Raw genomic sequence first — 11,468 nt, 5'->3', positions numbered from 1 at the left:
GACATCTTTCCCATGCATACCTATGATAGGGTTTAGGCAGGGGTAAGGAGGCGAACGGTGATACCCGCACTCCGAAACGCACAGAACCAAGTCCAGTGGGCCCTGGAGTTCATCCGGCTGGTGATGCTTCTGCTCTGCCTGGTGGGGTGGGTCATGTACCCCCTGGAGCTCCTCCTCCTGGACCACTGGGCGGAGAGCTGGCAGAGCAAGATCCCCTTCTTCGTGGCGGTGCCAGGCTTTGCCCTCACCCTGTGGGTGCTCTTTGACCGCAAGACCCCTTGGGTGCGCTGGGCTTTCATCCTCACCATGTGGGCCTCGGTGCTGACGGGGGTCTTGGGAGCCTACTTCCACCTCCTTTGGAACTTCGAAGGGGAGGTGGACTGGGAGTTTGAGGCCGCCATGGAGGCCATGGCGGGGAGCAGGCCGGTGCTGGCGGCTCTGGCCTTCACCCACATGGGGGTGACCGGGCTTCTCGCCATATACCGGGCGAGGTAAGGGAGGTAAGGCATGGTAGAGGCCCTCATCAAAGCCCAGACGGAAGAGGAGAGGGTGCTGGAGTTCCTGCGCTCCACCTTCCTCCTCATCGCCCTGGTGGGCTTCGCCTTCTACGGCATGGAGCACTGGGTGCTGGACCACTGGATGGAAAGCTGGCAGAGCAGGATCCCCTTCTTCGTTTCCCTGGTGGGCTTTCCCCTAACCCTCCTCATGTTCTTCCACCGGGGCAAGTGGGTGCGCTACCCCTTTCTCCTGTGGATGCTGGTGAGCGTCCTCACCGGGATCGTGGGCGCCTACTACCACCTCCTATGGAACGCCCAGGACGCTGAGGTGAGCCTTTGGAGCCTCAAGGGGTTCCTGGAGGCCTTTGAGGGAAGCCGCCCGGTTCTGGCGGCCTTGGCCCACACCCACGTGGGGGCGGTGGCCTTCGTGGTGGGAATAACCATACGCGACTAAAGGGAGGTAAGCGATGAAAAAGGCTCTGGTCTGGCTTCTGGTTCTGGCCCTAGGTGCGGCGCTGGCCCAAGCGCCCAAGGTGGACGGCAAGATCGCTGGGGGCGAGTACGCCAAGAGCTTCAAGCACGACAAAAGCGGCATCACCCTCTACTGGAGCGTGGTGGGGGATACCCTCTACTTGGCCCTCGAGGGCGAGAGCAAGGGCTGGATCGGCATCGGCTTCCTGGCGGAGAAGACGGACAAGAAGAAAGGGGCCGACCAGTACCTCTTCTACATGGAAGGGGGCAAGCTGGTGGCCCTGGACATGTACCAAACCAAGCGCACCGGTGCCCCTGTGGCGGACGAAAGGGAAGGGGGCAAGAACTCCATCCTCGCTGTTGCAGCCACCTACGAGGGCGGCAAGTGGACGGTGGAGTTCAGCCGCAAGCTGAGAACCGGGGAGCCCACCGACGTGGACATCGTTCCGGGCAGGAAGACGATCGTCATGCTGGCCTACGCCTCCAAGATGGACCCCAAGGAGGAGCACAAGAAGACCGAGCGCTGGTACCTCGAGGACTTCGTCTTCTGAGGGTTCTGAAGGGCTTGAATCCCAGGGTAGCTACCCTGGGGTTGGTCTTTCCTAAGTACCCCGTCGTGGCTTGCGCCACAACGGGGGCCCCAAAAAGGCCATGAACACGTCACTTTGGCTTTTGGCCGGTGGAGCAACCTTTGCGTGCGGGTGCTTAGGCCCATATACCCTTGACTTTTACACACTCATGGGTACCATGGAGGCATGGAACGGACGGAGCGACCCCAACCTTTACCCCTCCTCCTCTTTTTCCTGGTCGCTGGAGGGCTCTCTTGGGCGGTTTACCAGGCTTCAGGTGTAAGGCTCCTTGCAGCCTTTTGGGTGGCGGTGCTCCTTGGCATGGCCCTCTTCCACGCCAAGTTCGGCTTCGCCTCGGGCTTCCGCCGCTTCCTGCTCACGGGGGAAAGCCGGCTCCTTAGGGCCCACTTCCTCCTCTTCGCCCTGGCGTGCCTTCTCTTCTTCCCCTTCCTGGCGCAGGGGGAGGCCTTCGGCCAGCCGGTGCAGGGCTTCGTGGTGCCCGTGGGGCTGGCCCTCCTGGTGGGGGCCTTCCTCTTCGGCGTTGGGATGCAGCTCGGGGACGGCTGCGCCTCGGGAACCCTCTACCACACGGGGAGCGGGGACACCCGCGGCATCCTGGTTCTCCTGGGTTTCATGGTGGGCTCCCTCCTCGGGGTCTTCCACCTGCCCTTCTGGCAAGCCCTCCCCGCCTGGGCCCCGGGGAGCGCCCTCACCTGGTTCCCCTCCCCCTACCTGGGCCTGGCCCTCTGGCTGGGGCTTCTGGGCCTCCTCTACCTGATGGTGGCGGGGGTGGAGCGGCGGCGCACCGGGAGGGTGGAGCCCCTCCTCCGCAAGGAGGCCACCCACCCCCTCTTCGGGCCCTGGAGCCTGGTGGGAGGGGCCGCCGTCTTGGCGGTGGGCAGCCTCCTTCTCCTCCTGCTCCAGGGAAGGCCCTGGGGGGTGACCGCGGCCTTCGCCCTTTGGGGAGGCAAGCTGGCGGAGGGCCTGGGCTTTCCCGTGGTGGAGTGGGCCCTCTTCCACAACCCCGCCTTCGCCGAACGGCTCCAGGAGAGCGTCCTCAAGGACCCCACCAGCGTGACCAACTTCGGCCTCTTTCTGGGGGCCTTCCTGGGGGCCGCCCTAGGGGGAGCGCTGCGCTTCCGGGACCTGCGGCGCATCCCCTGGACCACCCACCTGGGGGTCTTCCTGGGCGGGGTCCTCATGGGCTACGGGGCCCGCCTGGCCGCGGGGTGCAACATCGGGGCCTACCTGGGGGGCACGGCCTCCTTCAGCTTGCACGGGCCCCTCTGGGGGGTGTTCGCCCTGCTGGGCACGGCCCTGGGGGTGCGCCTCCGCCCCGCCTGCCGTCTGGAAAACGAACGCGCCCCGCAAGGGGGGCTCCCTAGCACCTGAGGTAGCTGGGGAGGACCTCCTCCAAGGGCTTGGGGGCCGGGAGGAGGTCCCTTAGGGCCTCGGGGAAGGGGGCGGTGTTTCCTCCCTTCAGCATGAGGTACTGGTCCCGGGTGATGGGGGCGAAGGGCAGGAGGGAGAGGAGGGGCACCGCCAGGTCCATGAGGGGGAGGGGGATGGGCAGGAAGGGCTTTTTTCGGCCCACGGCCGCCATGGTGAGCTCCAGGAGCTCCCGGAAGGTGTACTCCCTGGGCCCCACCAGGTCGTAGGTCCCCTCGAGGCCCCGCTCCAAGGCTTGGGCGAAGGCCTCGGCCACATCCCCCACGTAGACAGGGCGAAAGGGGAAGCTCCCATCCCCGATGAGGGGCACAAAGGGCAAGGGGGCGCAGACCAACCCTCGGAGCACCCCGCCGAAGAACTCGTCCCCCGGGCCAAAGATGAGGCTCGGGCGGAAGATGGCATAGCTCAGGCCGCTATTCCGCACCAGCTCCTCGCCCTCCGCCTTGGTCTCGTAATAGCGGCTTCCCGTACCCCGCCTCGCCCCCAAGGCCGACATGTGGAGCACCCGGCCCACCCCCGCCTGTTTCAGGCCTAAGAGGAGGTTCCTCACCCCCTCCACATGGACCTGTCGGAAGGTCTGTCCCCTTTCCCGGATGATCCCCGCCAGGTAGATGGCGGCCTCCACTCCAGCGAGGTCCGGCACCTCCCGGGTGATATCCCCTTGGAGGAAGACCGCCTCCGGGGGTAGGTCCCGGGGGGTGCGGGCCAGGACCAGGGGGGTGTGCTCCCCCTGGAGCAGACGGGCCACCACGTGGCGGCCCACAAACCCGGTGCCCCCAACCACCAAGACGCGCATCTAGGCAGCTTCCAGAAAGCCCTCCGCTTCCTGCTCCAGGGCCTTCAAGTCCAGAAGATACACCTTGCGGTAAGCGGTGTCGATGAGACCCTCCCGGCGCAGGTCGGAGAGGATCTTGGACACCGACTCCCGGGTGGAAGCGGTGGCGTCGGCGATCTCCTCGTGGGAAGCGGTCACGTACAGGCCCCGCTCATCCCGGTGGGAAGCCGGAGTATCGGCCAGGAAGAGAAGGTAGCGGGCGATGCGGGCCCTAAGCTCCCCCGTCTGCAGGTGGGCTTCGTAGGCCTGGACCCGGCGCATCTGCCGGGCCAGATTCCGAGCCACCTGGTGCAGGGCCTCATGGCTCATGGTTCTGGGGTCCAACCCTTCCACCACCACCTCGGTCATGGCCTCGGCGGCGTAGCGGTAGCGCCGGCCCTCCAGGGCCTCCTCGCCGAAGTAATCCCCGGGCAGCACGTGGCGCAGGGTGAGGGTGCGCCCATCGGGCAGAAGCTCCACGATGCGCACCAGACCCGTCTGCAACCGGTACAGGGTGTCCGCCCGGTCACCGGCCAAAAACACCACCTCTTTACGGCCAAACCTCTTCATGCTCCCTCCTCCAGTGCCTTGAGCAAGGCCTCCAGATCCGGCGCATAGACCGCCCCAAGACGATGGGCCGTCTCCGCATCCACTCCCTGACCGCCCAGGAAGACCCTGGGAGCAAGGCCCTTCAGGGAGCCCTCAGGAAGGGCTTTGAGGGTTTCTGGGAGCAGAACGGAAAGCACCACCGCCTGGGCCCCCAGCTCCCGGGCGAGGCCCTCCAGGTCCGGGAGGGGGGTGTCAGGCCCCAGGTACAGGGCCGGAAATCCTCGCCGCCTTAGATAGTAAGCGGCCAGCATGGCCCCGAGCTCGTGCCGTTCCCCAGGGGGGGTGGTCACCAGGATGGGAGCCCCCCGGGGGTAACCCGCCAGGTCCAGGAGCTCCTGCAAGCGGGAACGCAGGAACTGGGTCGCCAGGTGTTCCTGGGCCACGCTCACCTCTCCCCGGTGCCAACCCTCCCCCACCTCCTTAAGTACGGGCACCAAAAGCCCCCTCAAGGCCCCTTCCGGCCCCAAGAGCTTGACCCCCCGGCGGAAAAGGGTCTCGGCCCGGGGAAGATCCGCCTCCATGAGGGCGGAAAGGAGCTCCCGAGGAAGCTCCTCTGGCCGGGCCTCCTGGGCTAGGTAGCGGCGGATAGCCACCTGGGGACTGGCCCCTTCGTCCAGCCAGCGGCGGATGACCTTGAGGGCCTGCACGTCCTCCTCCCGGTAAAGGCGGTGCCCACCCGGCGTTCTTTCCGGCTTGGGGAAGCCGTAGCGCCTCTCCCACTGCCTAAGGACCTCCGCGGAAAGGCCGGTCATGGCCTCCACCTCGCCGATGCTGTACACCCCAGGCCGGGTCATGCCCTTAGGATATGAGGCCGATAAGGTTTTGTCAAGCTTACGTACAGGTTTAAAGTGTGTCCGGGACAAAACTCTCTGAAATCGAGCACTTAAAATGTGGCCAATATGGAGCCCAATTGGAAGCCCCTCCTGGACCTTATTCGCCGCCATTCCACCACCTTTTACCTGGGAAGCCTCCTCTTCCCTCCCACCGAGCGCAAGGGAGCCTGGGCGGTCTACACCGCCTGCCGGCTTGGGGATGAGGCGGTGGATGGGCCGGAGGGTGGGGCGGCTAGCCTGGAAGCCTGGTGGCGGGGGGTGGAAAGGGCCTATGAAGGAAGGCCTAAGGAGGAGTGGGAAAAGGGCCTGGCCTGGGCCCTGGAGCGCTGGCCCATCCCCCTCGAGGCCTTCCGGGACATGCGGGAGGGCTTCCTCACCGACCTGGGTCCCGTACGCCTTGGCACGGAAGACGACCTCATGGTCTACTGCTACCGGGTGGCGGGGACGGTGGGCCGGATGATCGCCCCCATCGCAGGGGGTGGCCCGGAGGTGGAGGCCAAGGCCGTGCGCCTAGGGCAGGCCATGCAGCTCACCAACATCCTGCGGGACGTGGGGGAGGACCTGGAGCGGGGCCGGGTGTACCTGCCCACGGAACTCCTGGACCGCTTTGGCGTAGCCCTCTCGGACCTGCGCGAGGGGCGCATCACCCCCCAGTACCGGGCCCTCATGGCCCACCTGGAGACCAAGGCTCGAGACCTTTACCGCGAGGGCCTTTCCGGACTCTCCGGGCTTAAGCGGGGCCGCGCCGCCATCGCCATGGCCGCCCTCCAGTACCAAGGCATCCTGGACAAGCTCCGCCTCTTCGGCTACGACAACCTGCGCCACCGGGCCCATCTGGGAACCTGGGAACGGCTCCGGCTTCTTCCCAAAGCCCTCCTCCTCTCGCGAAACGGGGTACCGGCTACGGAAGCCTAGGGCGAAGCCCCGCTAGGCTGGGCGTATGTTTCTGGTCTGGCACCGGGCAGACCTCCGGCTAGCCGACCACCCAGCCCTCTGGGAAGCCCTCCGTTCGGGACCCCTCGTGGGACTCGTGGTCTTGGATCCCAACAACCTGGCCGCCGCCTCTCCCAGGCGCAGGGCCTGGTTTCTGGAAAACGTGCGGACCCTGCGGGAGGCCTACCGGAAACGGGGAGGAAGCCTCTGGGTGCGGCAGGGCCTTCCCTGGGAGGAAGTGCCTAAGGCGGCGAGGGCGCTTAGGGCCAAAGCCGTCTACGCCCTGAAGAGCTACACCCCTTACGGGCGCCTCCGGGACGAGCGAGTGCGGGAAGCCCTCCCCATTCCCCTCCACCTCCTCCCCGCCCCCCATCTCGTCCCTCCCGACCTGCCCCGGGCCTACCGGGTCTACACCCCCTTCAGCCGGAACCTTCAAGGGGTCGACCCGCCCCTGCCCGCCCCCGAGGCCCTGCCCCGGGCCCCTGAGGAGGGGGAGGTGCCGGAAGAGGCCGCCGACATCCCCCTGCCCGAGCCGGGGGAGGAGGCGGCCTGGGCCAGGCTACGGGCCTTCCTGGGGGCGAAGCTCCCCCGCTACCCCCAGGAGCGGGACCGGCTGGACGGGGAGGGGGGCTCGCGGCTTTCCCCCTACTTCACCCTGGGGGTCCTCTCCCCCCGCCAGGCGGCTTGGGAGGCCCTGAGGCAAGGGGGCGAGGGGGCGAGGAAGTGGGTCAGTGAGCTCCTGTGGCGGGACTTCTCCTACCACCTCCTCTACCACTTTCCCTGGATGCGGGAAAGGGCCCTGGACGCGCGCTATGAGGCCCTGCCCTGGCAGGAGGACGAGGAGCTCTTCCTGGCCTGGTACCTGGGCAAGACGGGCGTACCCCTGGTGGACGCGGCCATGCGGGAGCTCCACGCCACCGGCTTCCTCTCCAACCGGGCGCGGATGGCGGTGGCCCAGTTCGCGGTGAAGTACCTCCTCCTCCCCTGGCAGAAGGCGGAGGCCCGCTTCAGGGACCTGCTCCTGGACGGGGATACCCCCCAGAACCTCCAGGGCTGGCAGTGGGCGGGGGGCCTGGGGGTGGACGCCGCCCCCTACTTCCGGGTCTTTAACCTGGTGGAGCAAGGCCGGCGGCACGACCCCGAAGGAGCCTGGCTCCGGCGCTGGGCCCCCGAGTACCCCTCCTACGAGCCCAAGGACCCCATAGTGGACCTCGGGGAGGCCCGCAGGCGCTACCTGGGGCTGGCCCAGAGGCTGGTCCGAGGGTAGGCCGGGCCACACCCTCTGGGGGGGCGGCAGGGTAGGCTCGGGCCATGTTCCGGGTGAGAAACCCCCAAAAAGCCCTCCGGACCATAGCTCTGATCCGCTACAACCTGGCGGCCCTCTTTCTCCTCTTGGCCCTTTTGCGGGAGGAGAGGCTCCTCTTCCTGGGCCTGGCCCTCCTGGCCTTCCTCATGGCCCGCACGGGCTACTGCCCCCTCATCCGCCGCTAGGATAGCCCCATGACGGCCGTCCTAGACCTTAAACGGGCCTTGCCCGACCTAAGGCGCCTCCGGGAAGACCCTTTGAGCACCCTCCTGGACTGGGGTAGGGCCCATCCCCGGCTGCGCCTGCCCCTGCCGGGCATGCCCCTACACCTGGTGTTTGACCCGGAGGGCGTGGAACGGGTCCTCCTGGGGCCGGATGTCAAGGCCACCTTCCAGTACCGGGAACTTTCCCGCCTCACGGGGCGGGGCCTGCTCACCGACTGGGGGGAGGCCTACCAAAAGGCCCGCAAGGCCCTCAAGGACCCCTTCCTGCCCAAGGCGGTGGCCGCCTACCGCCCGGCCCTCGAGGCGGAGGCCGAGGGGTTCTTCGCCTCCTGGCAGCCTGGGGAACGCCGGGACCTGGACCGGGAGATGCTGCACCTCTCCCTGAGCTTCCTGGGCCGAGCCCTTTGGGGCCGGCCCCTGCCGGAAAGGATCGCCGAGCTGGCCCTCTCCGCCCTGGAGCGGATCATCGAGCGCATGCAGAACCCCTTCTCCCGGCTGGACCTCCTGGCGGAGGGGCGCTTCCACCAAAACAAAAGGGCGCTGGAAGAAGCCGCCCTTCCCCTCCTGGAAGAGCCTCCCCTCTCCGCCCTTCCCCGGGAGCGGGCCCTGGCCGAGGCCAAAACCCTCCTGGTGGCGGGGCACGAGACCACGGCCAGCGCCCTCACCTGGAGCCTCTTCCTCCTTTCCCACCGGCCGGACTGGCAAGAGAAGGTGGCCCAAAGCGAGGCCCACGCCCTGGCCGCCTTCCAGGAGGCCTTGAGGCTCTACCCCCCCGCCTGGATCCTCACCCGCAAGGCGGAAGCCCCCCTGGACCTGGGGGAGGAACAGGTGCCCGCGGGCACCACGGTGGTCCTCTCCCCCTACGTGACCCACCGCCTCTATTTCCCCGATGGGGATGCCTTCCTGCCCGAGCGCTTCCTGGGGCAAAGGGGCACGCCTTCCGGGCGCTACTTCCCCTTCGGCCTGGGGAAGAGGCTCTGCCTGGGGCGGGACTTCGCCCTCTTGGAAGGACCCGTGGCCCTCAGGGCCTTCTTCCGCCGCTTCCGCCTTCCCCCTCTCCCCGCCCCCAAGGTGCACGCCGGGGTCACCCTGCGGCCCCAAGGGGGCCTTTGGGTTACCCTGGAGGGGGCATGACCTACCTGGGGTTCCACCTGGTCTTCCTCCTGCCCCCCCTCCTCCTGCTCCTCCTCTGGGCCCGGCCCAGGGCCCCAAGGCTTTGGGCCTACCTCCTCATGCCCCTCATCGCCTTTCTCTACACCACCCCCTGGGACAACTACCTGGTCTGGAAGGGGGTCTGGGGCTACCCCGAGGGGCGGGTGCTCCTCCGCATCGGGTACGTGCCCTTGGAGGAGTACCTCTTCTTCCTCCTCCAGCCCCTTCTCACCGGAGCCCTCCTCCTCCGCCTGGGGGGGGAGCCCCCAAGCCCCGGCCCGGGCCTTGCCCGGGTGGTGGGGGGTGGGCTCTGGCTCCTCCTAACCGCCTTGGGCGTGATGCTCCTGGCTCTCGGGGGGCCCTACCTCTACCTGGGCCTCATCCTGGCCTACTTCACCCCGGTCTTCGTCCTCCAGTGGGCCTTCGGGGGGGACCTGCTTTGGGCCTGGCGGAAGCCCCTCCTCCTGGGGGTCCTCCTCCCCACCCTCTACCTCTGGTTCGCCGACTTCTGGGCCATCACCCGGGAGGGGATCTGGTGGATCTCCGAGGCCTACACCCTGGGGGTGAAGGCCTTCGGCCTACCCGTGGAGGAGATGGCCTTCTTCCTCTTCACCAACCTGGCGGTGGTGCAGGGCCTCCTCCTGGCCTGGCACCCCGAGGCCCTGAGGCGCCTGCGATGAGGCTTAGCCCGGAACGCCCCTTTGCCCGCCTGCTCAAGACCCTGGTGGAAGGGATGCTCCAGGCCTCCTTGAGGCGGAGCCTCAGGGGGGTCTATCTGCGGGGAGAGGTGCCGCCCGGTCCCCTGGTCCTGGCCATGAACCACCACAGCTACTTCGACGGCCACCTGGTCTGGTTCCTGGCCCGGCGGGCCCGGAGACCCGCAAGCCTCTTGGTGGCAGAGGAGAACCTCCGGGCCTTCCCCATTCTGGCCCTGGCGGGGGCCCTCGAGGCGGGGCGGGTGCGGGAGGCCCTAAGGCGCCTGGCCAGGGGCGAGTGGGTGGCGGTCTTCCCCGAAGGGGCCATGCGCTACCCCGGCCCCCTGGGCCCCTTGCGCCCTGGGGCCTCCTGGCTGGCCCGCAAGGCCGGGGTGCCCCTCCTCCCCGTGGCCTGCCGGGTGGCCTTGCGGGGCTTCGAGCACCCCGAGGCCTTCCTGTGGGCAGGAGAACCCCTCCCCCCCGAGGGGGACCTGGAGGGGGCCTTGGGGGAGCTCCTTGCCCGGCTAGACCGCCTCCTGGCCCAAACCCACCCCCGGGAGGTGCCAGAAGGCTTCCGGGAAGCCTTTCGGGGGCGGCGGAGCCTGGAGGAGCGGGTGCGGCCCCTGGTGGAGGCCGTGAGGCGGCTATGACCCCTCCTGCCGACTTCTTCTTCGGGGTCTTCCTCTTCCTCCTCCTCCGCCTCCTCGCCCTCCTCCACAACCTCCTCCGCTTCCCCCGCCTCGCCCCCAAGCCCACCCCCAAGCGGCCCACCGCCTCCCTCCTGGTGCCCGCCCGCAACGAGGCGGAAAACCTGAGGCGCACCCTCCCAAGCCTCCTGGGGCAAGGGGCCCTGGAAGTCTTGGTGCTGGACGACGGCTCGGAGGACGAAACCGCGGAGGTGGCCCTGAACCTGGGCCAGGGCCACCCCGGCTTCCGCCTCCTCCAGGGCAAGCCCCTGCCCCCAGGCTGGACCGGGAAAAACTGGGCCTGCTGGCAGCTGGCCCAGGAGGCCCGGGGGGAGGTCCTGGTCTTCACCGACGCCGACGTCCTTTGGCAGGCGGGAGCCCTGGGGGGGCTTCTGGAGGGGCTGGGGGAGGCCGACCTTCTCTCCGCCTTGCCCTGGCAGGAGGCCCGGGGGCTTCCGGTGGCGGCCACGGTGCCCTTTGTGATGGGAGGCCTCTTCTCCTTCCTGCCCCACCCCCTCCTGGAAGCCCTGAGGGTGGCCAACGGCCAGGTGCTAGCCTTCCGCCGGGAGGCCTACTTCGCCTCGGGAGGGCACCAGGCGGTGCGGGGGGAGGTGCTGGAGGACGTGGCCCTGGCCCGGCGGGCAGGGCGGTTCCGCCTGGCCCTGGGCACGGACCTCTTCGCCGCGGCGATGTACCGGGGCTACCGGGAGGTGGTGGAGGGTTTCGGGAAAAATTTCCTGGAGATCCACCTCAAGAACCCCGCGGTCCTCCTGGGAAGCGCCTTCTACCACCTCTCCCTCTACACCCTGCCCTGGCTTTTCGGGCGCTTTGAGCTGGGGCTTTTGGGCCTAGCGGAGAGGCTTCTGGTGCAGGCGGCCCTGGGGGGCCCCCTCTGGCCCGCCCTCCTCACCCCCCTGGCTCCCCTTTTCCTCCTCCCCGTGTACCTGCGGGCCCTCCTCCCGGGCAAGCGCTGGAAGGGGCGGGTCCTCTAACCCCCCTGGCCAAGGGGTGGGGCCTGGCCCCGGGTTCCGGCAGAGGGGGAAGGGTTCCGCGCGAAGGGGCATGGCTTTCCCGATAGGACGCCCAAGTACCCGCCCGCAAAGGTCGCCCCATCGGCCAAAGCCAAAGCGGCGCGCTTATGGCCCCTTTGGGGCCCCCGTCGTGGCGCAAGCCACGACGGGGTACCTAGTGTGGGCCCGGCCCAAATCCTTCCTCCGGCCTTCCTGGTAT

General features: G+C 68.3%; 14 protein-coding genes. 11 read left to right on the top strand and 3 right to left on the bottom strand.

The window, feature by feature from the left end; translation table 11 throughout:
* The first annotated feature begins 57 nt into the window (after positions 1–57).
* The 4 genes from L1087_RS06335 (at position 58) to L1087_RS06320 (ending at position 2,929) form a co-directional block, all read left to right on the top strand.
* The gene (locus L1087_RS06335; RefSeq protein WP_038042231.1) at positions 58–495 is read left to right on the top strand and encodes a hypothetical protein; all 438 of its coding nucleotides are present in this window, start codon (positions 58–60) and stop codon (positions 493–495) included.
* Positions 496–507: 12 nt separating this feature from the next.
* The gene (locus tag L1087_RS06330) at positions 508–951 is read left to right on the top strand and encodes a hypothetical protein (protein WP_038042230.1); all 444 of its coding nucleotides are present in this window, start codon (positions 508–510) and stop codon (positions 949–951) included.
* 13 nt (positions 952–964) lie between these two features.
* Positions 965–1,519 carry a DOMON domain-containing protein gene (locus L1087_RS06325; RefSeq protein WP_234558151.1) on the top strand — a complete coding sequence of 185 codons (555 nt, stop codon included), beginning with the start codon at positions 965–967 and terminating at the stop codon, positions 1,517–1,519.
* Between the two features lie 204 nt (positions 1,520–1,723).
* Positions 1,724–2,929 carry a YeeE/YedE family protein gene (locus L1087_RS06320; RefSeq protein ID WP_234558149.1) on the top strand — a complete coding sequence of 402 codons (1,206 nt, stop codon included), beginning with the start codon at positions 1,724–1,726 and terminating at the stop codon, positions 2,927–2,929.
* Here L1087_RS06320 and L1087_RS06315 read toward each other — a convergent pair.
* Genes L1087_RS06315 through carH form a run of 3 tightly spaced genes read right to left on the bottom strand, consistent with a single transcriptional unit; the run spans position 2,919 to position 5,203 of the window.
* On the bottom strand, positions 2,919–3,782 hold the full coding sequence (locus tag L1087_RS06315; protein WP_234558147.1) for a complex I NDUFA9 subunit family protein: 864 nt from the start codon (positions 3,780–3,782) through the stop codon (positions 2,919–2,921). The two genes, L1087_RS06320 and L1087_RS06315, sit on opposite strands and share 11 nt — an antisense overlap.
* Positions 3,783–4,370, bottom strand: a complete 588-nt coding sequence (gene ldrP, locus L1087_RS06310; protein ID WP_135260336.1) for a transcriptional regulator LdrP — start codon at positions 4,368–4,370, stop codon at positions 3,783–3,785.
* Positions 4,367–5,203: an HTH-type transcriptional repressor CarH gene (gene carH / locus L1087_RS06305; RefSeq protein ID WP_038042222.1), complete on the bottom strand. Its 837-nt coding sequence runs from the start codon at positions 5,201–5,203 to the stop codon at positions 4,367–4,369. The genes ldrP and carH overlap by 4 nt, the downstream gene beginning before the upstream one ends.
* A gap of 105 nt (positions 5,204–5,308) precedes the next feature.
* Between carH and L1087_RS06300 the strand changes: the two genes are divergently transcribed.
* From L1087_RS06300 to L1087_RS06270, 7 genes are read left to right on the top strand one after another with little or no spacing between them, the layout of a single operon-like run.
* Entirely contained in the window at positions 5,309–6,157 is an 849-nt protein-coding gene (locus tag L1087_RS06300) for a phytoene/squalene synthase family protein (RefSeq protein WP_234558145.1), read from the top strand.
* A 25-nt stretch (positions 6,158–6,182) separates the two neighbouring features.
* Positions 6,183–7,442, top strand: a complete 1,260-nt coding sequence (gene phr, locus L1087_RS06295; protein WP_234558143.1) for a deoxyribodipyrimidine photo-lyase — start codon at positions 6,183–6,185, stop codon at positions 7,440–7,442.
* 44 nt (positions 7,443–7,486) lie between these two features.
* Positions 7,487–7,666: a hypothetical protein gene (locus tag L1087_RS06290; RefSeq protein ID WP_234558141.1), complete on the top strand. Its 180-nt coding sequence runs from the start codon at positions 7,487–7,489 to the stop codon at positions 7,664–7,666.
* Positions 7,667–7,675: 9 nt separating this feature from the next.
* Positions 7,676–8,839, top strand: coding sequence for a cytochrome P450 (locus tag L1087_RS06285; protein WP_234558140.1), 1,164 nt, complete (start codon positions 7,676–7,678; stop codon positions 8,837–8,839).
* Positions 8,836–9,537 carry a lycopene cyclase domain-containing protein gene (locus L1087_RS06280; protein ID WP_234558138.1) on the top strand — a complete coding sequence of 234 codons (702 nt, stop codon included), beginning with the start codon at positions 8,836–8,838 and terminating at the stop codon, positions 9,535–9,537. The genes L1087_RS06285 and L1087_RS06280 overlap by 4 nt, the downstream gene beginning before the upstream one ends.
* Positions 9,534–10,202 carry a lysophospholipid acyltransferase family protein gene (locus L1087_RS06275; protein WP_234558136.1) on the top strand — a complete coding sequence of 223 codons (669 nt, stop codon included), beginning with the start codon at positions 9,534–9,536 and terminating at the stop codon, positions 10,200–10,202. The genes L1087_RS06280 and L1087_RS06275 overlap by 4 nt, the downstream gene beginning before the upstream one ends.
* Complete coding sequence (locus L1087_RS06270; protein ID WP_234558134.1) at positions 10,199–11,230, top strand: glycosyltransferase; 1,032 nt, start codon at positions 10,199–10,201, stop codon at positions 11,228–11,230. The genes L1087_RS06275 and L1087_RS06270 overlap by 4 nt, the downstream gene beginning before the upstream one ends.
* Positions 11,231–11,468 lie beyond the last annotated feature (238 nt).

Origin of the sequence: Thermus tengchongensis (genome assembly GCF_021462405.1) — a bacterium.
Taxonomy (GTDB): Bacteria; Deinococcota; Deinococci; order Deinococcales; family Thermaceae; genus Thermus; species Thermus tengchongensis.
The sequence above is the reverse complement of the archived record's forward strand: the minus strand, read 5'-3'. Positions and strand labels throughout refer to the sequence as shown.

What these genes read in the sequence shown, in the direction of transcription:
- L1087_RS06330 (WP_038042230.1), top strand. Translation starts at nt 508, where the DNA reads ATGGTAGAGGCCCTCATCAAAGCCCAGACGGAAGAGGAGAGGGTGCTG.
- L1087_RS06325 (WP_234558151.1), top strand. Translation starts at nt 965, where the DNA reads ATGAAAAAGGCTCTGGTCTGGCTTCTGGTTCTGGCCCTAGGTGCGGCG.
- L1087_RS06320 (WP_234558149.1), top strand. Translation starts at nt 1,724, where the DNA reads ATGGAACGGACGGAGCGACCCCAACCTTTACCCCTCCTCCTCTTTTTC.
- L1087_RS06315 (WP_234558147.1), bottom strand. Translation starts at nt 3,782, where the DNA reads ATGCGCGTCTTGGTGGTTGGGGGCACCGGGTTTGTGGGCCGCCACGTG.
- ldrP (WP_135260336.1), bottom strand. Translation starts at nt 4,370, where the DNA reads ATGAAGAGGTTTGGCCGTAAAGAGGTGGTGTTTTTGGCCGGTGACCGG.
- carH (WP_038042222.1), bottom strand. Translation starts at nt 5,203, where the DNA reads ATGACCCGGCCTGGGGTGTACAGCATCGGCGAGGTGGAGGCCATGACC.
- L1087_RS06300 (WP_234558145.1), top strand. Translation starts at nt 5,309, where the DNA reads ATGGAGCCCAATTGGAAGCCCCTCCTGGACCTTATTCGCCGCCATTCC.
- phr (WP_234558143.1), top strand. Translation starts at nt 6,183, where the DNA reads ATGTTTCTGGTCTGGCACCGGGCAGACCTCCGGCTAGCCGACCACCCA.
- L1087_RS06290 (WP_234558141.1), top strand. Translation starts at nt 7,487, where the DNA reads ATGTTCCGGGTGAGAAACCCCCAAAAAGCCCTCCGGACCATAGCTCTG.
- L1087_RS06285 (WP_234558140.1), top strand. Translation starts at nt 7,676, where the DNA reads ATGACGGCCGTCCTAGACCTTAAACGGGCCTTGCCCGACCTAAGGCGC.
- L1087_RS06280 (WP_234558138.1), top strand. Translation starts at nt 8,836, where the DNA reads ATGACCTACCTGGGGTTCCACCTGGTCTTCCTCCTGCCCCCCCTCCTC.
- L1087_RS06275 (WP_234558136.1), top strand. Translation starts at nt 9,534, where the DNA reads ATGAGGCTTAGCCCGGAACGCCCCTTTGCCCGCCTGCTCAAGACCCTG.
- L1087_RS06270 (WP_234558134.1), top strand. Translation starts at nt 10,199, where the DNA reads ATGACCCCTCCTGCCGACTTCTTCTTCGGGGTCTTCCTCTTCCTCCTC.